Consider the following 20,563-nt stretch of genomic DNA (forward strand, 5'->3'; position numbering starts at 1 on the left):
CAGCAGGCTTGAATTTTAGAGGTCTGGTGCGTTGTTCAGACCTTCCTTAGCGCGCGTGCGATCTTGGCAGGCACCGGTTGCGCGAACGCCGCCTCGCCTGCCGGGCCGTAGCCGCGCACTGTGCCAATCGCACCGGGCTCGTTTTCCACCTGCACCAAAATCACCGTGTGGCGGTCGCCATCGATATTGCGCAAGTGCTGCATCAACGCAGTGAACGCACGTACATCAGCCTGCACGTTGGCGGCAACATGCGGGGACAGCACATCCACCGGTTCGCCATTGGCATCGCGCATCCGCGGATAGGTCGCCTCGTCGCGCTTTATCCACTCCGGCACGTAATGCATCTGGCCGTTTTTCCAGCTGCCGAACCACAGCAACGCAACGCGCAAGCCTCGCTTGCGTGCGCCGGCAATCAATGCATCCACATTGGTGGTATCAAAACGCCCAGGCGCCGGTTCGAACTGCTCCCAATACACCAGCGCTTCCACGGTATTGGCATGCAGCGCGACCACTTCATCCAGTGCCTTGGGCAACACCGCCGGCCAGGCGTTGGAGTTGTGCAGCTGCGCGGCCAGCACGGTGTACGGCGCGCCATCGACGATCACCGCATGGCGACCATTCTGGGTAATGAAACGCGGCAGTTCTTCTGCGGCGGCGTGCACGGGCAAACCGCTTGCCAGCATCGCCAGCGACCACACCAGAAATGCGAGGCGCCTGCGCTGTTGCGCCGTAGCCAGAAAAAACAAACGCATTATCGCGCCCCCGAAGGCAGGGAATTCCAATGTGGTGTGGGTTCGTTGCGCAGATGGCGCACAAAGAAATCGTACTGACGGCGCTGCACATAGTCGATCGGCCCGCTGGACCGGCCCACCGAATGCTCGCCACCGGGCACGTTGAGCAGGTCGAAGTCCTTGCCGCTCTTGATCAACGCATCGACCACCTGCGCGGTGGAAGCCGGGTCGACATTGCTGTCCTGCTCGCCGACGATAAGCAGCAGATCGCCCCGCAGCCTGTCCGCATTGACAACGCCCGAGGCGTGCGCATAACCGGCATCCACCGGCCAGCCCATCCACTGCTCGTTCCAGCTGATCTTGTCCATGCGGTTGTCGTAGCAACCGGCGTAGGCAACGCCCACTTTGTAGAACTCCGGATGGCGTTCGAGCGCGCCCAGCGTGCTCTGCCCGCCGGCCGAGGCGCCGTAGATGCCGACCCGGCTGATATCGTAGGACGGATCCTTGGAGGCCAACGCGCGATGCCAGGCGATGCGATCTGCAACGCCGGAATCGCCCAGGTTTTTCCACGCGACGTCATGAAACGCCTTGGAGCGATTGGCGGTGCCCATGCCATCGATCATCACCACAATGAAGCCAAGATCGGCCTGCGCCTGCATGCCGATCTGCTTGTCGCCACCGGAATGATAGCCGAACGGCCAGAACGTCTTCGGCACAAACGCATCGTGCGGCCCGGCGTAGATGTTTTCGATCACCGGATATTTTTTGCGCGAATCGTAATCGCGCGGGCGCACCACCATGCCCCAGATGTCGGTGCGTCCATCGCGGCCCTTGGCCACGAAAGTCTCCGGCGCCCGCCAGCCTGCCGCTTGCAACTTGTCGATGCTGCCCTGTTCTGCTTGCTGCAGCAATCGCCCATCGATGGCATGCAGCTCCATCACCGGCGGCAGATCCGGGCGCGAATACGTGTCGACGTAATGCCGTCCATCGCCGGCAATCGCCACATCGTGATCGGCATCGGTGTGGGTCAGCCTGGTCAGCTGGTGGCCTTCGAAATCCACGCTGTAAAACTGCCGGTAATACGGATCCTTGCCCGCATCCATCCCACTGGCGGTGAACCAGATGCGCCGCTGCGCATCGTCAACACGCAGCACATCACGCACGATCCACGCACCGCGGGTGATCTGCCGTTTGACCTTGCCGGTGCGGCCGTCGAACAGGTACAGATGCCGCCAACCATCGCGTTCGGAGATCCACAGCACCTCGTCGCCGCGCCCATCGACATCGTGGCGAAAGCTGCGGTTGGCATACACAAAGGTGCGTGCGTCCTCGCCCACTGCGACATGCGCGCGAGCGCTCTGCGCGTCCACCGCAATCACGCGCATGCGCTGAAAACCACGCTGTACGTAGTCGAACGCCACGCTGCGGCCATCGCTGCGCCACTGCAACGGCGACAACGAATACGCGTTGGAGAACAAGGCGCTATCCACATCACGGCGCTCGCCATCCACGTCGAACAGCACGGGCCGCTCCACATCCACCGCATCGCCTGGTTTGGGATACAGCTGGGTGTGCACTATCGGTTGACCGCCTCCGGCAGGCGCAGCCTCCACGCGGGTGACACGGCGGGCAAGCCCAGGACGCACGCGATACACCGCCAACCGCTGCGAATCCGGCGACCAGGCGATGCTCTCCGGGTCGAAGTAATCGTCTGCACGCCCATCGTTACTGAGCCGGGTCACCTGACCATCGGATAAACGGCGCAGAATCAGGTTCCAGCCATCGGCGAGCGTTTCCCAGCGTCCGTCGGGCGAGCGACGCGGTGTATTGTCGGCCAGCAGGTCGGGGTCGCGCACCACACCGAACCCGCGTGGCCGTGCGGCTGCATCATCGCGCGCGCAGCGGTAGGTCGGCAGCGTGCAGCGCCAGGCATCGTCGCCCAGCTCGAAACGGATCTCCCCGTTGCGACGTTCGCCCTCCTGCGCATAGCTAAAGCGCTCGAATGGCAGCCGCAACGCGGTGTAGGTTTTCCCGGTTGCCTCACTCAAGCCCCGCGCCACGCGCGCCTGATCGAACGCCGATTGTTTTTGCAGTGTGGCCACATCTTCGCTGACGAAGGCGAACCCACCCGGCACCGTCTTGCGGTAATAGAACGTGCTGTCGTCACGCCATTGCGCCGGCCATGCCACGTTCTCGGTCAGGGTGATCCACTGCTCGCGCAGACCAAGCGAGCGCTGATAATCGGCCGCGCTCGGCGCGGCCTGCGTGGCCGTCGACACCAACACGCTGCACGCCGCCAAGCCCCATAAACAGCGCAAGACCAATGCGCCGCAGCGCACATCATTCACCATCGTCCTCCTCCAACGCCAGCTCATCGCTGCGCAAACCACTGCGCGCGCCCCAGTGGTAAACGAACAAAGCAATCAACGCCACGCTAAGCGTGTCAAACGGATACGCGATCCAGCCATGACCGCCGAACGTACCGGCCCACGACACCGCCATCACCAGCACGAAGAACACGATCAACCACAACGATGCGCGCACCTGACGCAGCAAGCGTGCCCGCCCTTCGCGCGAGGGCAAGCGATACAGCACATACAGCGCGAATGCGACCACTTGCAAACCGAGCAACCACGACAAAGTGGGCCAGGTGGACCAGTAAACAATCAACGCTGCCACCATGAACGACAACGGCCCCAGCAGCGCGAAGCCACGCACGCGGAATGGCCGCGGCACGTCTGGCGCGCTACGGCGCAACGCCGCCACCGTCACCGGGGCCACCGCATAGCTCAGCACCAGTGCAGCTGATACCACGCCGATCAAGGTCTCCCACGACGGGAACGGCAGCGTCCAGAAGATCGACAAACCCAGGCTCAACCACAGCGCCGGACGCGGAATGCCCGACTCCGGGTCCACTCGCGTCAACACCGGCAAAAACGCGCCGCTACGCGCCCAGCCATAGACCACGCGAGGGGTGGCATTCATGTAGATATTGCCGGTGCCGCTAGGCGACACCATCGCATCGCAGATCACCAATGCGGCCAGCCACGCCATGCCCAGGGCCAGCGCGATGTCGTGATACGGCAACGCAAATGCCTTGTCGATGCCGCTCCAACCCGGCGCCAGCTGCGCGGCGGGAATAGTGCCCAGAAACGCCAACTGCAGCAGCACATAGATCACCGTGGACAACGCTACCGACAGGATCAAGGCAATCGGAATATTGCGCTGCGGGTCGCGCACCTCGCTAGCCACCGACACGATCGGCGTCAGCCCCAGGTAGGCAAAAATGATGCCGCCGGCCGAGATCGCCGCTTCCACCCCGGCCATGCCCGAGGGTGCGAGCCCATGCACTGTGAGATTGCCTGGATTGAAGTGCTTCATCAGCAGCACGATCACCAGCATCGGCACCAGAAACTTGAAGATGCTGACGATATTGTTGGCCAGCGCAAAGGTTTTGACGCTGAAATAATTGAGCAGGAAAAACAGCATCAGCAGTGCAAGCTGCACCAGCCAGCCCCAAACGCTGGGGCGGGTGCCGCCGGCCTGGTCGAGCACCGGAAACCAGGCCGCCGCATACTGCCGCGCAGCTTCCACTTCGATCGCAATCAGGCTGGAAAACGCGATCAAGGTGATGAAGCCGGTCAACGTGCCGAGCAACGCACCGTGCGAATACTCCGGGTAGCGCACCACTCCGCCAGCACGCGGCAATGCCGCGCCGAGTTCGCAATACACCAGGCCCAGCAGCAGTACCGCAATGCCGCCAAGAATCCACGACGCGATGCCGGCCGGCCCGGCAATCGAAGACACATGGCTGGCCGAAAACAACCAGCCCGAACCGAAGATCGACCCCAGCCCAATAAAGGTCAGGTCGGTTAGGCTGAGCCGTTTGCGGAACTTGCCTTGCATGGTCGCACCGTGTGTGGTCATTCGTCGCCCCGAAGCATGAAAGTGCGGTTTCTACTGCGAAAATGACGTGCGTGGATCAGTCGCTGGCAGGGGCCTTGGCATCTGCCGATGCATCTGCTGCATTGTCATCCGGATAGGGCGACACGCCACCGTCAGCGATGAAGCGGTCGATGCGCGCTTGCAGTACCGGCAACGGCACCGAGCCGGTCTGCAGCACCGCATCGTGGAAATTGCGCAGATCGAATTTTTCGCCCAAGGCAGCTTCGGCTTTGCGGCGCAGCTCCAGAATCTTCAGTTCGCCCAGGTAATACGACAAGGCCTGCCCCGGCCAGGCAATATAGCGATCCACCTCGGTGCTGACTTCGTGCTCGCTCAGGGCGGTGTTGTCATGCAGATAGGCAATCGCCTGCTCGCGCGTCCAGCCCTTGTGGTGGATGCCGGTGTCGATCACCAGGCGGCAGGCGCGCCACATCTGATAGGTCAGATAACCGAAGCGGTCGTAGGGCGTGTCGTACATGCCCATTTCCTGGCCCAGATACTCCGAATACAACGCCCAGCCTTCGCCATACGCGGAGATGAAACCGTAGCGACGAAACTCCGGCAGCCCTTGCGCTTCTGCCGCCAACGGCATCTGCAGCGCATGGCCGGGCGAGGACTCGTGCAGCGTCAGCGCAGTCAGGTTGTACAGCGGCCGCGATGGCAGGTTGTAGGTGTTGACCAGATAGATACCAGGGCCGCCGCGGCCACCGGTGTAGAACGGCGCCAACTCCGGCGGCACCGGCTCGATGGCGAAGCGGCGCCGCGGCAGCCGGCCGATGTAGTCGCCCACCTTGGCATCCACACGCTTGGCGATCCACGCGGCCTGCTTGAGCAATTCTTCCGGCGTTTTGGCGTAGAACTGCGGGTCGGTGCGCAGGAAGTGCAGAAACGCAGGAAATACCGCCTGCCCGGCCGGGGGCTTGAAGCCGCTGGCGACAATGGTCTGGTCCATCTGCGCGCGCAACTTGGCCACTTCCTGCAAGCCGATCTGGTGTATCTGCTCCGGGCTCAGATCCAGCGTGGTGAACTCGCGGATCTGCGCGCGGTAATAGGCCTGCCCATCCGGCAAAGCTTCGCCAGCGAGCGTGGTACGCGCGCGAGGTTGGTACTCGTTGCGGATAAAGTCGAGCAATCTGGCGTAAGCCGGCAGCACCTGCGCATCGATCGTGTTGACTACCTGCTGCCGCAGTTGCGCCTGCACATCGGCCGGCAATGTCGCCGGCATCTGCTTGAACGGCGCATAGAATGGATTGGCCTGGCCCTTGGCCTGCACGACATCGGCGATGGACTGGTCGCGCCCAGTGAGCGTCACCCTGGGCTGGCTGAAACCGCGCGCCAGACCGGCCCGCATATTGTCCGTGTGCTCGGCGAAATAACGCGGGATATCGGCCAGCATTTTCAGATAGCGCCGATAATCATCGCGCGTGCGCAACTTGGCCTCGGCGCTGAAGCCCAGATCGCTCCAGAACGACGAGTCGCTATTGAACGGCATTTCCCAGGCGCGAAAATGCTGCTGGTCCAGCAACACCAGCAACTGCTGCCGATACACCTGATAGCTCACCTGATCTTCGGCCGACAACTGCGCCTGCCCAATCGCATCCAGTTCCTTCAACGCCTGTTGCCAATACGCAGTGCGCAGATTTTGCGTGGCAACGTCGACCTTGGGCAGATGGTGGGACTGACTGCGCTGGGTGGCCTGATTGTTTTCATCCACCGCACCGGACAGCTGTGCCTGTCGCCAGCGCCATTCGCGTGTGTACAGCGCCTTGAAACGTGCCGCTGCGGTATTCTGCGTGGCCGCAGCGGGCTCGGCCGCCTGCGCGTGCACGGCAACGCCGCTCAGGCTGGCTGCAATCAATAGACTCAGTGCGCTGGCGCGTAATACGGCATTTGCGCTCATCCGCGTGCTCCCGGCGCAACCTTGGCCTGTGCAATCCACTGCCGTACGCGCTGCTGCAGCATCGCCAGCGGCATGGCGCCGCCGCCGAGCACAGCATCGTGGAACGCGCGCACATCAAAACGATCGCCGAGCTCTTTTTCAGCTTCTGCGCGCAGCGCAAGGATCTGCAACTGACCCAGCTTGTAACCCAGCGCCTGGGCTGGCCAGACGATATAGCGATCGGTTTCGGCCTGGATGCTTGGCTCGTCATCGGACCGATGGGCGTGGAAGAAATCCACCATCTGCTGGCGATTCCAATGCTTGTAGTGCACACCGGTATCGAGCACCAGCCGATTGGCACGCAACAACTCGCCGGACAGCCGGCCGTAGTCGTTGTACGGGTCCTTGAAGAAGCCGATCTCCTTGCCCAACCGCTCGGCGTACAACGCCCAACCTTCGATATAGGCGTTGTAGCCGGCCTGCTGGCGGAACGGCGGCAACGGCAGCGTCTGCGCGAGCGAGATCTGCAGATGATGTCCTGGCACACCCTCGTGATACGCGGTGGTTTCGATATTGATCAGCGTGCGACTGGCGAAGTCGCTGGTATTGACTTTTACGATCGCCGGCTTGGTGCTTTCCGGATTGCTTTGCCAGTACTCGGCACCGGGCGCGGTACGCCGGAATGCTGGCATTGCCCGCACGTCCAACGGTGTTTTCGGCAAGTGCCCGAACAACTTTGGCAGCTCCGGTTCCATCGCCGCGATGTACTGACGATACTGCTGCAGAATCTGCTCGCCAGAGGTGGCGAAGTGGCGCTTGTCGGTCTCCACCGCCTTGCGCAAACTGGCCAGATCGGCGAAGCCTTGCGCCTTGGCGATCACCGTCATTTCGCCTTCGATACGCCCGACTTCCTTCAAGCCGATCTGATGAATGTCCTCCGGCGCCATGTCGGTCGTGGTCTGGGTATGGATGGCGTAGCGATAGCGGCGCTCGCCATCGGGCAGCGACCACACACCTTCGTGCGCACGACCTTGCGCGGCGTATTCGTCGCGCACGAATGCAGCCAATTTTCCGTAGGCCGGTCGCACCTGTTGGTCGATCGCAGCCAGCAGTTGCTTGCGCAGCGCGTCGCGCTGATCGGCCGGCACGGCGGCATCGAGTTTTTTCAGCGGCGAAGCGAATGGGCTCTGCTCGCCGGTTAACGCGGCAATCGTGTCGATCTGCTCAGGCAGGCGCTCCAGCAGATAACGCGGCTGCACCAGCCCATCCCTGGCGCCCTGACGCGACACCGCGATGACCTGATCGATCACCGTCGGGATCGTCTGCAGGCGCTTGATGTAATCCTGATAGTCCTTTGCATTCTCGAACGCAAACGCGTCGCCAGCGCCAGCCAGCGCCAACTGGATGCCGCCGATCGGCTCCAGCGGCATCGCATAGGTCTTCAGCTCGATGCCTTCCAGCTTGTCGCGCAACTGGCCAAGCATCATCTGCAGGCTGAGCTGACGTTGCTCGTCCAATGCCTTGGCATCCACCGCTTCAAATTGCTTGAGCAGCTCAGCGGTGGCGGTGCGTTCTGCCTGCACGGCGTCGAGCGAATAATCGCTCCAACGGTCGTTGTAACGCTTGTCGCCGATGATGCTGGCGAATTCCGGGTTGTGCTGCAGCTGGTACTGCCATTGCTTGTTCAGCAGTGCATCGAAGGTTTTGGCGGCCTGTTCGCCGGTCGGCGCAAAGGTCGCTGGCGGCGCCGGCTTGCAGGCAGTAAACAACGCGGCCGAAAGCAGACCGATGGCGACAGGACGCAGATGTTTCATGCATTCACTCCAGGAGAAACGGTGCGCCGGCAGCGCTCGATGCAAGGCGGTCGCAGGAGCGCGCTGGCGCGCGAATGGCGTGACCGATGATGCGCTTCGCGTGCAAGCGCGCTCCTGCAGATTGGTGCGCCAGTTCAGGGTCATGCAAACGGTTGATTGATCGCCACCGACGGCGGCGTAAACCACTGCGCGCCCGCGTCGGTGACATAAAAATGGTCTTCCAGCCGCACACCGAATTGCCCCGGCACCACGATCATCGGTTCGTTGCTGGCGCACATGCCCGGCTGCAGCGGCAACGCGTTGCCGCGCACCAAATACGGCGCTTCGTGGATCGCCAGGCCGCAACCGTGGCCGGTGCGATGCGGCAATCCCGGCACGCGATAGTCCGGGCCGAGTCCGGCCGCTTCCAGCACGGTGCGTGCGGCCTGGTCCACTGCTTCGCACGCCACGCCCGGGCGTATCGCCGCAAACGCTGCCGCTTGCGCTGCCTGTTCCAGCTCCCAGATGCGCCGTTGCGCGGCGTTGGGCGTGCCATAAATCCAGGTGCGGGTGATGTCGGAATGATAACCCTGCACGGTGCAGCCGGTATCGATCAGCACCAGCTCGCTTTCGTGCAGCTGCTGCACGCCGGGAATACCATGCGGAAATGCGGTGGCATGCCCGAACTGCACGATGCAGAAGGTCGAGCCGTTGTCCGCACCCAGCGCGCGATGCGCCTCGTCGATAAAGCGCACCAGCTGATCGGTGCCGATGCCTTCCTGCGCGATGCCGGCGGCCAGGCGCTGCACCAGCAAGGTCATGTCGCAGGCCTGCTGCATCAGCGCCAGCTCGGCGGGCGACTTGCACATGCGGCAGCCATCGATGATCGATCCTGCATCGCGAATTGCTTTCCCCAGATACGCGCGCAAGCCGGTGTGCACCGCGAAGGCGATGCCCGGATCCAGAGCCAACGCATGCGCATGACGTTCGTCCATGGATTGTACGACCAGCGCATACGGGTCGTCGTGTTCTTCCCACAAATACTTGGTCGCCGGGATCTTCAGCACCGCATCCAGCGAGCCTTCTTCGAATGCAGGGCAGATCAGCACCGGGTCGCCATGCAACGTCAGCAGCAGCGCGACCAGACGCTCGCTCGCGCCCCACGGCACGCCGGTGAAATAGCGCAGCGAAGTGCCGGCGCCGATCAACAATGTATCCACGCCATGCGAGGTCATCAAGCTGCGTGCGCGTTCGATGCGCCGTTCGTACTCGTCGGTGGCGATCGGCGCGGCGCGTTGCGTCCATGGCGTCAATTGCACCCGCGCCTGCTCCAGCGACAACCCGCCGATCTGGCTGCTCATGTGCCTGCTCCAAGATCGGCCGTGCTCCATTGCCCATCGACCAGACGTGCGATGCCACCTGGATTGCGCTGGCGCAATTCGGCCGGCAGCAGCGCGTCCGGCACCGCGTCGTAGCTATGCAGTGCAGCGAAGCGACGAATGGAGCCCGGCATGCCTACCGCGGTGAAGCCCGGATGCCCGGTGCTGGGGAACGGCCCCCCATGATTCTGCGCCGCGCTCACTGCCACGCCTGTCGGCATCTTGCTGTTGATCAAACGCCCGACGCGTGCGCGCAGCACCGGTGCGATGGCTTGCCAGGCCGCATCGTCGCTGCCATCGACCGCACGATACAAGGTGCCGGTGAGATTGCCTTCGAACGCGGCGGCAACCTGTTCCATCTGCGCAACGTCGCGCGCACGCACCAGCAGGCTCACAGGGCCGAAGGCCTCGGTCTGCAGCGCATGCGGGTTGGCGATAAACGCCTGCGCATCCACGCTCAACAAGGTTGGCGCATAGCGATGACCCTGCTGGCCGGTGTGCCCGCCGGCCAGCAAGGCTGCGCCGGCGGCACGCAAGCTCGCCACCCCTTGCTGCACGCCGGCCAGCCCCTCGGCCGAAAACAGCACCATCGGCATGGCCGCGTCGAAGTGCGCCGCGGTCGCTGCGACAAACGCATCGCCCGCTTCACCATGCGGCACCACCACCACACCGGGATTGGTGCAGAACTGCCCGCTGCCCAAGGTGCACGACGCAAAGAATTCCTGCGCCAACGCCGCGCCGCGTTCGGCCAACGCGCCCTGCAACAGGAACACCGGATTGACGCTGGACAGCTCGGCGTAGAACGGCACGCCGGCCGCATCGGCCGCCGCCTTCAACGCAAGTCCGCCCCCACGGCTGCCGGTAAACCCGATCGCACCTAGCCGCGCATCGCCCGCCAATCGCAGGCCGAGGGCGTTATCGAAGTGATACAGCAACTGCACTGCCGCACCCGGCAGACCGGCTGCGAGCAGTGCCTGATGCGCGAGCTGCGCCATGCGCTGGCTGATGGCCGGATGCAGTGGATGCGCCTTGGCGATCACCGGATTGCGTGCGCCGATTGCCGAAGCGAAATCGCTGCCGGCAACCGCGTTGAAGGCGAACGGGAAATTGTTCGGGCCAAACACCACTACCGGCTTGCCCAGCGGCGCCAGATGCGAGCGCAGATCCGCGACGGTGTCGATGATGGGTTGTGTCCAGCTGTAGTTGCGCACCGCCTGTGCGGCTTGGCGCAACTGCCCGCTGGTGCGTGGCAGTTCGTTGCCGCGCAGGCGTGTGGGCGCTGGCAATGCGGTTTCGGCATGCGCCAACGCCACCAGCGTGTCGGCATCGGCATCCAGCGCGTCGGCATAGGCATCCAGGAATGCCGCGATCTGCTCGACCGGCGCTGTAGCCAGTTCCGCGGCCACCGCGTGCGCTGCCGCAACCGCGGTCTCGATATCATCCGCACCGCTGACCGGGAATAAAGGCCCGATCGCCTCGCCAGTAGTCGGGTCGGCGGCGCGGAAGCTGCCGGTTGCAGCGCGACTGGGTTGCCACTGGCCGGCCAGCAGGACGGGTTGGATCGTATCGTTCATTGCGGCACCTTCAGTCGCATGGAGTCAGACCCTGCGCACTGTGCAGCAGCGGCCGACCAAAAAGCAGGATGAGACTGTGGCGGTGAGTGCGACATTCTCATCGATCAACATAGCGCTACACGCGCGATGGCGACGCGTATCACCAATCCACACCGTGTGCTCACCTGCGAGCACACGGTGTGGCGTCGTTGTCACTGCGTCATTACAGCTTCGGCGCGGTGGCGATGGCGTGGTCGATGACCTTCAACGCAGCCTCGCGCTCGGCACCGTCGACCACCAGCCGCGGCGCACGTACGCGTTCGCTGCCCAGGCCCACTTTCTCCTGCACCAGTTTGATCAACTGCACGAACTTGGGCACGGTATCCAGGCGCAGCAACGGCAGGAACCAGTCGTACAGTTCCTTGGCAGCCGGGTAACCGCCATCGCGGGCGAGTTCGAACAAGCGCACCGATTCGTTGGGATAGGCATTGACCAGGCCGGCGATCCAACCCTTGGCGCCCATGCTCAGACCTTCGACGATGGCGTCGTCCATGCCGACCAGCAACGCCAGGCGATCGCCGAGCAATTCCTGCAGCGCGGCGAAGCGGCGTACATCGCCGGAAGATTCCTTGACTGCCTGCAGATTGGGGAATTCGGCTGCCAGCTCGGCGATCTGCGACGGGCCGAAATCGGTTTTGTAGGCCACCGGGTTGTTGTACAGGATCACCGGCAGATCGGTCGCCGTGATCACCGCGCGTACATGTGCGCCCATCTCGCGCCAGTCGGTGGAATATACGTATGGCGGCAACACCATCAAGCCGCCGCAGCCGATGTTTTTGGCCGCCTTCGCCAGCGCCACCGCTTCGCCCGTCGCCAGGCTGGCGATGCCCGGCACCACCGGCACGCGGCCGTTCAATGCGGTGACCAACGTGCGCAGGATCGCCAACTTGTCTTCTAGGCTCAACGTCGCCGCCTCGCCCAGCGAGCCCAGCGGCACGATTGCGGTGCAACCGGCATCCACCAGCGCATTGGCATGCTTGGCGAGGAAGTCGTGGTCGATCTCGCCAGAGGCGGTGAACGGGGTGGTGATGGCCGGCAATACGCCGTGCCAGAACGCAGCAATATTCATGGATGATTCCCTTGCGAGTCGGAAGTGAACGAGTCGGCCAGCGCCGCGAGGCGGACCGGGAACAACGGCGGCCGGCGGCCGGCGTCGGTGGAAAGATCGGGCGGGCAACGGCCCAGTTCGGCCAACGCGGTGCCGCAGATGCGGCCCTGGCAGGCGCCCATGCCGCAGCGCGACGCGAGCTTGGCGTCGCGTGCATCGCTGAAGCTATCCAACGCCCGCAGCGGCACGTCTTCGCAGCGGCAGATCAGCGTGTCCGGCTGCGCCAAAGTGCGGATGCGAGGATGCAATGCGAATTGCTGCTGCAGTAATTCGGCAAATGCGCGCGCGGCGCGACGACGCGGCTGCAGGCGCAGCGCCGCGTCGGATGCATCGGCGGCCATATGCCCGGCCATCGCACCTTCGATCAGCGCGCAATCGCGTCCGCCGATACCGCAGACTTCGCCAGCAGCATACACCTGCGTCACGCTGGTGCGCAGCAGCGTATCCACGCGGACCTGTTGATGCGCGCCACACGCTTCCAGCCGACAACCCAGCAATTGCGCAAGCTCGGTGTTCGGCACCAGGCCATAGCCCACCGCCAGCTGATCGCAGGCGATACGCGTGCTGCCGGTGGGCCCTTCAATCGCGACTTCGCGCAGTTGCGTGTCGCCGTGTGCGGTGACCACCACGCTGCCGGCGCGATATGCAACGGCACGCAACTGCACACGCAGCGCCACTGCTTGCGCCGCCTTGCCCGGCCAGCGCCACAACTGCAGCGCGAACTGCCGCAATGCGGCAGCGCAGGTTTGTTCGTAGATGCCGAGCACCCGCGCGCCATGCCGCTGCAGGGTGGCCGCGCTGGCCAGCAACAACGGTCCACTACCGGCGACCACCACGCGCTTGCCAGCCAGCGGCCAACCCTGTTTGGTTAGTGCCTGCGCGGCGCCTGCACCGGTGACGCCGGGCAAGGTCCAGCCGGGAAATGGCAGCAGCAGTTCGCGCGCACCGGTAGCCAGCACCAACGCGGCGTAATGCAATTGCAGAGTGCCGTCCGGGCCATCGGCCAATAGCCAGCCCGGTTGCGCCAGCAGAATCTGCGTGCGCGTCAGCAGCGTGATCGACGCATCGCCGGAGACCTGCCGCAACAACGCGCGCGCATCCGCTGGCGCACCGTGCCGCACATCGTTGCGCCACACCTGCCCGCCCGCATGCGGCTGCATGTCCACCACGCCCACGCGCACGCCATGACTGGCCGCCGCCCGCGCCGCGGCCAAGCCGGCCGGGCCAGCACCGATCACCAACACATCGAAATGCTGCACGCGCTCAGCCATCGGTGCGTACCTGCATGCCATCGCGCGCACCCACCAAGCACGCGCGTTGCTGGCCGATGCCATCGATACGCACCCGGCATTCAAAACACACGCCCATGCCGCACAACGGCGCGCGTGGCTGGCCACTGCACGACTGCCGAAAGTGCAGCGTGGCCTGTGCCACCGCAGCAGCCACGCTGGCGCCGGCCGGCACTTCGACCGGCTGCGCATCCACATGCAGACGCACGGTCGCGCTCATGCGGCCGCGCCGTGCACTGCACGCGTCGGCGCGTACGGGGATGGGTCGATGGCAGGAGTGCGCCCGAGCAGGCTGTCCACAATCATTCGTGCGCTCCCCAGTGCCGTGGTAACACCCAGGCCCTCGTGACCAGCGGCCACCCACACATCGCGGCGGCCGGGCACCGCACCAAGATAAGGGCGCCCGTCCGGTGTCGCCGGCCGCAAACCGGTCCAGACCCGGATCGCCTGCAACTCGCGCAACACCGGCAAATACGCGAATGCCCGCTGCAACATCTGCTGCAGCACCGGCATCGACAGCGTGCGATCGTGCTCGCCGAACTGGCGCGACGAGCCGATCAGAATCTGCCCGGTTGGCCGCGGCTGCACATTGAAGGCAACGCTGGTGTCGTCGACGCCATGCGCCGAATCGGCGTAGCCCAGCTCCAGCAACTGATGCCGGATCAACCCCGGGTGGCGATCGGTGATGACCAGATGGCCCTTGCGCGGGCGCAAGGCCAGCTCGGGCAGCAACTGCGGCAAGGCAACGCCGCTGGCGACCAACACGGGGCCGGCCAGCGCCTGACCATCGTCCAGACGCACACCGTGCGCCTGCAATTGCTTCACGCTGCGGCCGGCAAACAGCTGTGCGCCCGCCTTGCAGGCCAGCCTCACCAGATGCCGCGCCACCCGTGGCGGGTACACCACTGCCTCATCGGGCACGCGCATGCCGCCGGCCAAGCCGGGCACCAACAGCGGCTCCAGCGCATATAACTGTGTCGCATCGATCGCTTCGGCATGCAGATCGGCCGCCGCCAGCCGCGCGATCTTGGCCGGCACCGCCGCCAGTTCGCGTGCATCGCGGGCCACCCACAGCGTGCCGCAGCGGCTGAACTCGGCCTCACTCAGTTGCGCAAAACGCTCCCACAAACGCAGCGAATACGCAGACAACGCCAGCTCGGCAGGGCTGTCGTCCATCGCCACCAGATGCCCCATCGATGCAGCGGTGGAGCCACCGCCGATGGGCCCCGGCTCAACAATCGCCACGCGCAGCCCTTCGCCAACCGCAGCCTCGGCACAGGCCGCTCCGACAATGCCGGCACCCACCACAATCAAGTCATAGCTGCGTCGGGTGGACGCAACCGACGGCACAGCATCGGCAGCCGGCATACTGACAACGTCCTCCGATCCTGGCCGCAGTGCATCCATCAGGCCACGATACCCCAAGCAAACGGGTCGGCAGGGTCGATCAGCAACTGCGCGCGCGCGATGATATAGGCATGCCCGCTGATACGCGGCGCAATGCCACGCGCGCTTGCGCGATAACTGCCTTCGAACGCGCTGCCCAGAATGCCTTGCTGCACCCAACGCTCACCTTCGACCAGCTTGCCATCGGCGGCTAGGCAGGCCAGCTTGGCGCTGGTACCGGTGCCGCAAGGCGAGCGGTCGTACGCCAACCCCGGGCACAGCACGAAATTGCGTGCCACACCGCTGCCGTCGGGCGCGGCGCCGTTGACTTCGATATGGTCGATCTGGCCACCTGCCAACCCAGTAATGCCGGCTGTTTCCAGCGCTAGCCGGATCGCTTCGGTGTAAGCAGTCAACTCGCGCTGATGCGCCAGATCGAGCGCGCACGGTGCCTGTTCGGTGATGAAGAACCAGTTGCCGCCCCAGGCCACGTCGCCGCGCACCCGGCCGTGACCGGACACGTCCACCTCCATGCCGGTCGCAAAGCGATAGCTTTCGACATTGTCGACTGACACCGTGCCGTCTTCGGCCAGCTCCACGCCTACCGTGCCGACCGGCGTTTCGATGGTGTGCTGGCCTGGCGCGATGCGCCCCAGCGCGGCCAAGGTGCGCACCACCCCGATCGTGCCATGCCCGCACATGCCTAGGTAACCGACATTATTGAAGAAAATCACCCCGGTACAGGCGCTGGGCTCGCGCGGCGGCAGCAACAAGGCGCCGACCATGGTGTCCGAACCGCGCGGTTCACAGGCAATCGCGCTGCGCCACTGGTCGAATTCGCTGCGAAACCGTTCGCGGCGCTGCGCCAGATCGCCATCGCCCAGATCGGGGAAGCCGGACAGGACCACGCGGGTGGGTTCGCCGGCCGTATGGGAGTCGATGACATCAATGGTATGCATGGCTCATGCTCCCACTGCCAGCCCGCAAGCGGCTAGCGTGCAATGCGAAGTCAAAATGCGGAAATCTGCACAATCGCTCACCTGATTCACAGCCCCGCGTTTGCGCTAGGATCATCGCTGGGCCGCATCTTCGTGCAGCCGTCAAATCGTGACCGCCACCATGACTCCGATGGACCTCAACCTTCCCGCACTGGAAATGCAGACGCTGTTCGACGCGCTGCCGGACGTAGTGTTTTTCATCAAAGATGGCGAGGGACGCTACACACATTGCAACCTTACCCTGGTGCGCCGGCTGGGACGCAAGTTGCGCAGCGAGATCATCGGCCGTTCGCCGCTGGAAGTCTTCTCATTGCCGCTTGGCAGCCGCTACATGATGCAGGACCGCCGCGTACTGTGTGGCGAGCTCATCGACAACCAGCTCGAAGTGCATCTGTATCCCAGTCGGCTGCCCGGCTGGTGCCTGACCTTCAAGCGCCCACTGTGCGAGGCCGACGAAGTGATCGGCGTCGTCGGCATCTCGCGCGATCTGGGCCAGCCTGACAGCCGTCACTCAGCTTACGAACGCTTGAGCCAGGTAATGGACCATATGCAGGCGAACTTCGGCGAGAACCTGCGCGTGCAGCGCCTGGCCGACTTGGCCGGTTTGTCGGTGGCACAACTGGAGCGGCACTTCCGCCGGGTATTCCAGGTGACCCCACAGCAACTGCTGACCAAGTTACGCATCGAATCGGCGATGCGGCTGCTGTACGGCGACGACAGCATCGCTAGCGTCGGGCAACGCTGTGGCTTCGCCGACCAGAGCGCATTCGCGCGCCAGTTCAAGGCCACGGTCGGCATGACACCTCGCGATTACCGCGCGCTCAAAGGCCGGTTGTAAGCACGCAAACAGGCGTCGACACATCGCTGGCGCAAATGCTGAATTCGGCAGGATGTGTGGCGACTTGGCGATGCTGTTTGCGTTGCCCAGGCAGCGATACTGCGGCACACCGGATGTTGCCCCGGATAAGGCTGCGCTGAAGGTCGCTTCAAGGCGGCGCAGGGGTCCGAATGGTAGAATTTCGGGTTTCCCCTACTGCGTTGCCAATGGCCAGCTTTTTCCGCCGCAACAAGCCAACCACGCCCGACAGCTCGCGTACTTCGCGCTACAGCCTGGAAGAACTGGCAGCCGCATTCCCAACCGCTCCGTCTGCCGCCACGCCGGCATCGCCGGGCGAGGCAAGGCCGACTGCCGAGCCCAGCACAACACAGACACCAGCGCCGGTTGCGACGCCTGCACCTGCTGTACCCGCACGCACTGAACCTGTCACTTCGGCACCAGCAGTAACGACTCCTGCCGCGGCACCGGCCCAACAGCTTGCGCAGGACATTGCCGCGCGCACCGCCGAGGCGCAGAGCATTGCAGCCGTGCCAACGGCATCTGTGCCGCCGGCAACGCCCGCGCCTTCCGCTTTGCAGGCGCTGCCCGATCCGATTCCGTCTAGCGCGCCGAGCGGCCCCGCATCGGTTGTGGTGCCGCCGGTTGTTGTGCAACCGCAGACCACACTGGTGCCGCCTGCCGCTGAGCGTGTGCGATCTGTGCCGCCGTCTCAGAGCGCCGCTCCTGGGGCCGCTGCACCGCCGATCTCGGCAGCGCCGGTCGCCGCTTCGCCCGTCGCAACACCTGTGCCTACAGCGACACCGGTTGCCGCAACTCCGGCCGTCACTCCCTCTGTGGTGACCGAAACAGCCATCGTCACCGCCCCGGCGGCGGCGCAGGACAGCGACAGCATCGCCGGCCAGCGCGACGCGCTACCGGCCGCGCCGGCCGGCAAGCCGGGTTGGCGCGAACGTCTGCGCAACAGCACCTTCGCGCGTAGTTTCGGTGGGCTGTTCTCGCGCAACCCCAAGCTTGACGAGGATTTGCTCGACGAAATCGAGACCGCGCTGATCACCGCCGACGTCGGCATCGGCGCGACCACTGCGTTGGTCGAAGGCCTGCGCAAGCGCATGAATTCGCGCGAGTTTGTCGATGCGCAGGCGATGTTCAAGGCACTGCGCGCCGACCTGATCGCGCTGCTGCAGCCGGTCTCCAAGCCGTTGATCATCGACCGCTCGGCCAAGCCATTCGTGGTGCTCACTGTCGGCGTCAACGGCGTCGGCAAGACCACCACCATCGGCAAGCTCGCCAAGCGCTTCAAGGACGAAGGCAACAGCCTGATGCTGGCCGCCGGCGACACCTTCCGCGCTGCCGCAGTCGCGCAATTGCAAGCCTGGGGCGATCGCAACGGGGTAGCCGTGATCGCGCAGGGACAGAACGCCGATGCCGCATCTGTCGCGTTCGACGCACTGAAGGCCGCCAAGGCGCGCGGCACCGACGTGCTAATTGCCGATACCGCCGGCCGCCTGCACACCCAGACCGGCCTGATGAATGAGCTCGGCAAGATCCGCCGCGTACTCGGCAAGATCGACGCCGCTGCCCCCCACGAAGTGTTGATGGTCATCGATGGCACCACCGGCCAGAACGCAATCTCGCAGCTGCGTCAGTTCCATGCCGCGGTCGGCGTCAGCGGTCTGGTCGTGACCAAGCTCGATGGCACCGCAAAGGGCGGCGTGGTGTTTGCGCTGGCACGCGAGTTCAACATTCCGATCCGCTTCGCAGGCATTGGCGAGCGCCCGGAGGATCTGCGCGTGTTCGATCCAGTGGCCTTCGTCTATGCGTTGTTGCCGGAAGCATTGGGCAGCTGATCGGCAGGCGCCTGCCGCAGTCATGACCTCCACCGCCAGCAGACCTCATGCCCGCCGACTACGCCGCTCCCGCCGCTGACGCTTTCGTCGACCGTCTGCTGCACTGGTTCGACGGCCACGGTCGCCACGATCTGCCCTGGCAGCATCCGCGTGCACCGTACCGGGTATGGTTGTCGGAAATCATGCTGCAGCAGACACAGGTTGCGGTGGTCGTTCCGTATTTCCAGAAGTTCGTCGCCAGCTTCCCGACCCTGGCCGACTTGGCCGCAGCCGACAACGACACGGTGATGGCGCACTGGGCCGGGCTGGGCTACTACGCACGTGCACGCAATCTGCATGCCGCTGCCAGGCAATGCGTCGCCTTGCATGATGGCGAGCTGCCGCGCGATTTCGCTGCACTGCTCGCGCTACCGGGTGTCGGACGCAGCACAGCAGGCGCCATCCTCAGCCAAGCCTGGAACGACCGCTTTCCGATCATGGATGGCAACGTCAAACGGGTGATGACGCGCTTCCACGGCATTGGCGGCTACCCCGGCCTGCCGGTGGTCGAAAAGCAGTTGTGGCAGCTGGCCTCAACGCATGTGGCGCACGTTCCAGCCGGTCGCCTGGCCGACTACACGCAGGCGCAAATGGATTTCGGCGCCACGCTGTGCACGCGTACAAAACCGGCGTGCGTGCTGTGTCCGCTGCAGGACGATTGCGTGGCGCGGTGCGATGGACTGGTCGAAGCGTTGCCCACACCCAAGCCCTGCAAGCAACTGCCCGAACGCGAGGCCACCGCGCTACTGCTCGAAAACGCAGACAAGCACATCCTGCTGCAACGCCGTCCGCCGACCGGCATCTGGGCCTCGTTATGGACGCTACCGCAAGCCGGGACCGACGCCGGCATGCGCGCATGGTTCGCAACGCATATCGATGGCGACTACGAGCGCGCCGATGAGATGCCGCTGATCGTGCACACCTTCAGTCATTACCGCCTGCATCTGCAGCCCTTGCGCGTGCGCAAGGTCGCGCTGCGCCCCGCCGTGCGCGACACTGACGACCTACGCTGGGTTGCCCGTGCCGATCTCGGATCGCTGGGCTTGCCGGCGCCCATCCGCAAGCTGCTCGACGCACTCTAGAGCGAATGTCGAAACGGCGAGGTGCACCGGCGCGCAGCAGCATACGCAACTCGTACACTGCGATTCTGAGCGCGCCATCAAGCCAGCTGACAATCGCTCGTTACGTTTCGCCAGCCGCTCCAGGCGCGCACTTCAATACTTACGTATTCAAAGGAATCCGCATGTCCCGCACCGTGTTTTGCCAGTACCAGCAAAGCGACACCGAAGGTCTGGATTTTGTGCCGTATCCCGGCGAACTCGGCCAGCGCATCTTCGCGCAGATCGGCAAGACTGCCTGGCAAGCGTGGCTGGCGCACCAGACCATGTTGATCAACGAAAACCGGCTCTCGCCGCGCGACCCCATGCACCGTGCCTTTCTCGAAGCCGAGCTGCAGAAGTTCCTGTTCGAGCGCAACGCCAGCAAGCCGGAGGGCTATGTCGCGCCGTTGAGTGAGGAATAACAGCGACTACGTGGCGGTGAAGCACATGACGAGCACTCGTCACGTGCTGTTAGCCGCTTTAAGATTGCTAAAGAGCTGTGCGGCTATTGATCAGCTTGCGCCTCACGTTCCTGCATCCTGGCCTCGCCTAATTGCTTCCCCGACACGCGCATCGCTTTTACATCAAGCAGTCGGATGACCTCGATACGGCATAGGA

15 protein-coding genes and 1 pseudogene are annotated in these 20,563 nt (G+C 64.3%); 4 read left to right on the forward strand and 12 right to left on the reverse strand.

The window, feature by feature from the left end:
* Positions 1-41: 41 nt before the first annotated feature.
* From PD885_RS13475 to PD885_RS13530, 12 genes and pseudogenes are all read right to left on the reverse strand, one after another.
* Positions 42-752 (reverse strand): annotated as a pseudogene (locus PD885_RS13475) (beta-galactosidase); the annotation flags it as partial.
* Complete coding sequence (locus PD885_RS13480) at positions 752-3,082, reverse strand: S9 family peptidase (RefSeq protein ID WP_002810950.1); 2,331 nt, start codon at positions 3,080-3,082, stop codon at positions 752-754. The gene PD885_RS13480 and the pseudogene PD885_RS13475, both read right to left, overlap by 1 nt.
* Positions 3,072-4,658 (reverse strand): APC family permease, encoded by a 1,587-nt coding sequence (locus tag PD885_RS13485; protein ID WP_040762837.1) that lies wholly within the window; start codon positions 4,656-4,658, stop codon positions 3,072-3,074. Before PD885_RS13485 ends, PD885_RS13480 begins: the two co-directional genes overlap by 11 nt.
* Before the next feature lie 55 nt (positions 4,659-4,713).
* On the reverse strand, positions 4,714-6,576 hold the full coding sequence (locus PD885_RS13490; protein ID WP_002810952.1) for a DUF885 domain-containing protein: 1,863 nt from the start codon (positions 6,574-6,576) through the stop codon (positions 4,714-4,716).
* The gene (locus PD885_RS13495) at positions 6,573-8,369 is read right to left on the reverse strand and encodes a DUF885 domain-containing protein (RefSeq protein ID WP_002810953.1); all 1,797 of its coding nucleotides are present in this window, start codon (positions 8,367-8,369) and stop codon (positions 6,573-6,575) included. Before PD885_RS13495 ends, PD885_RS13490 begins: the two co-directional genes overlap by 4 nt.
* Before the next feature lie 140 nt (positions 8,370-8,509).
* On the reverse strand, positions 8,510-9,709 hold the full coding sequence (locus PD885_RS13500; protein WP_002810954.1) for a M24 family metallopeptidase: 1,200 nt from the start codon (positions 9,707-9,709) through the stop codon (positions 8,510-8,512).
* Positions 9,706-11,301 (reverse strand): aldehyde dehydrogenase family protein, encoded by a 1,596-nt coding sequence (locus PD885_RS13505; RefSeq protein ID WP_002810955.1) that lies wholly within the window; start codon positions 11,299-11,301, stop codon positions 9,706-9,708. Before PD885_RS13505 ends, PD885_RS13500 begins: the two co-directional genes overlap by 4 nt.
* Positions 11,302-11,503: 202 nt before the next feature.
* Positions 11,504-12,409, reverse strand: coding sequence for a dihydrodipicolinate synthase family protein (locus tag PD885_RS13510; protein WP_002810957.1), 906 nt, complete (start codon positions 12,407-12,409; stop codon positions 11,504-11,506).
* Positions 12,406-13,719, reverse strand: coding sequence for an NAD(P)/FAD-dependent oxidoreductase (locus PD885_RS13515; RefSeq protein WP_231892725.1), 1,314 nt, complete (start codon positions 13,717-13,719; stop codon positions 12,406-12,408). Before PD885_RS13515 ends, PD885_RS13510 begins: the two co-directional genes overlap by 4 nt.
* Positions 13,712-13,957, reverse strand: coding sequence for a 2Fe-2S iron-sulfur cluster-binding protein (locus PD885_RS13520; RefSeq protein WP_002810960.1), 246 nt, complete (start codon positions 13,955-13,957; stop codon positions 13,712-13,714). The genes PD885_RS13515 and PD885_RS13520 overlap by 8 nt, the downstream gene beginning before the upstream one ends.
* On the reverse strand, positions 13,954-15,105 hold the full coding sequence (locus tag PD885_RS13525; protein WP_002810962.1) for an NAD(P)/FAD-dependent oxidoreductase: 1,152 nt from the start codon (positions 15,103-15,105) through the stop codon (positions 13,954-13,956). Before PD885_RS13525 ends, PD885_RS13520 begins: the two co-directional genes overlap by 4 nt.
* 38 nt (positions 15,106-15,143) lie before the next feature.
* Positions 15,144-16,082, reverse strand: a complete 939-nt coding sequence (locus PD885_RS13530; RefSeq protein ID WP_088056935.1) for a proline racemase family protein — start codon at positions 16,080-16,082, stop codon at positions 15,144-15,146.
* Positions 16,083-16,242: 160 nt separating this feature from the next.
* Here PD885_RS13530 and PD885_RS13535 point away from each other — a divergent pair, with 160 nt between their 5' ends.
* The 4 genes from PD885_RS13535 (at position 16,243) to PD885_RS13550 (ending at position 20,367) form a co-directional block, all read left to right on the forward strand.
* Complete coding sequence (locus PD885_RS13535; RefSeq protein ID WP_002810968.1) at positions 16,243-16,959, forward strand: AraC family transcriptional regulator; 717 nt, start codon at positions 16,243-16,245, stop codon at positions 16,957-16,959.
* Positions 16,960-17,165: 206 nt separating this feature from the next.
* Positions 17,166-18,806 carry a signal recognition particle-docking protein FtsY gene (ftsY, locus tag PD885_RS13540; protein ID WP_040762842.1) on the forward strand — a complete coding sequence of 547 codons (1,641 nt, stop codon included), beginning with the start codon at positions 17,166-17,168 and terminating at the stop codon, positions 18,804-18,806.
* 47 nt (positions 18,807-18,853) lie between these two features.
* A complete protein-coding gene (mutY, locus tag PD885_RS13545; RefSeq protein WP_002810980.1) occupies positions 18,854-19,927 on the forward strand; it encodes an A/G-specific adenine glycosylase in 1,074 nt (357 codons plus the stop codon).
* A 161-nt stretch (positions 19,928-20,088) separates the two neighbouring features.
* Entirely contained in the window at positions 20,089-20,367 is a 279-nt protein-coding gene (locus tag PD885_RS13550) for an oxidative damage protection protein (protein ID WP_002810981.1), read from the forward strand.
* Positions 20,368-20,563 lie beyond the last annotated feature (196 nt).

This window comes from Xanthomonas fragariae (assembly GCF_900183975.1).
GTDB lineage: Bacteria > Pseudomonadota > Gammaproteobacteria > Xanthomonadales > Xanthomonadaceae > Xanthomonas > Xanthomonas fragariae.

Excerpts from the sequence above, each read along its gene's own strand:
- PD885_RS13480 (WP_002810950.1), bottom strand. The coding sequence starts at position 3,082 with ATGGTGAATGATGTGCGCTGCGGCGCATTGGTCTTGCGCTGTTTATGG.
- PD885_RS13485 (WP_040762837.1), bottom strand. The coding sequence starts at position 4,658 with ATGACCACACACGGTGCGACCATGCAAGGCAAGTTCCGCAAACGGCTC.
- PD885_RS13490 (WP_002810952.1), bottom strand. The coding sequence starts at position 6,576 with ATGAGCGCAAATGCCGTATTACGCGCCAGCGCACTGAGTCTATTGATT.
- PD885_RS13495 (WP_002810953.1), bottom strand. The coding sequence starts at position 8,369 with ATGAAACATCTGCGTCCTGTCGCCATCGGTCTGCTTTCGGCCGCGTTG.
- PD885_RS13500 (WP_002810954.1), bottom strand. The coding sequence starts at position 9,709 with ATGAGCAGCCAGATCGGCGGGTTGTCGCTGGAGCAGGCGCGGGTGCAA.
- PD885_RS13505 (WP_002810955.1), bottom strand. The coding sequence starts at position 11,301 with ATGAACGATACGATCCAACCCGTCCTGCTGGCCGGCCAGTGGCAACCC.
- PD885_RS13510 (WP_002810957.1), bottom strand. The coding sequence starts at position 12,409 with ATGAATATTGCTGCGTTCTGGCACGGCGTATTGCCGGCCATCACCACC.
- PD885_RS13515 (WP_231892725.1), bottom strand. The coding sequence starts at position 13,719 with ATGGCTGAGCGCGTGCAGCATTTCGATGTGTTGGTGATCGGTGCTGGC.
- PD885_RS13520 (WP_002810960.1), bottom strand. The coding sequence starts at position 13,957 with ATGAGCGCGACCGTGCGTCTGCATGTGGATGCGCAGCCGGTCGAAGTG.
- PD885_RS13525 (WP_002810962.1), bottom strand. The coding sequence starts at position 15,105 with ATGCCGGCTGCCGATGCTGTGCCGTCGGTTGCGTCCACCCGACGCAGC.
- PD885_RS13530 (WP_088056935.1), bottom strand. The coding sequence starts at position 16,082 with ATGCATACCATTGATGTCATCGACTCCCATACGGCCGGCGAACCCACC.
- PD885_RS13535 (WP_002810968.1), top strand. The coding sequence starts at position 16,243 with ATGACTCCGATGGACCTCAACCTTCCCGCACTGGAAATGCAGACGCTG.
- ftsY (WP_040762842.1), top strand. The coding sequence starts at position 17,166 with ATGGCCAGCTTTTTCCGCCGCAACAAGCCAACCACGCCCGACAGCTCG.
- mutY (WP_002810980.1), top strand. The coding sequence starts at position 18,854 with ATGCCCGCCGACTACGCCGCTCCCGCCGCTGACGCTTTCGTCGACCGT.
- PD885_RS13550 (WP_002810981.1), top strand. The coding sequence starts at position 20,089 with ATGTCCCGCACCGTGTTTTGCCAGTACCAGCAAAGCGACACCGAAGGT.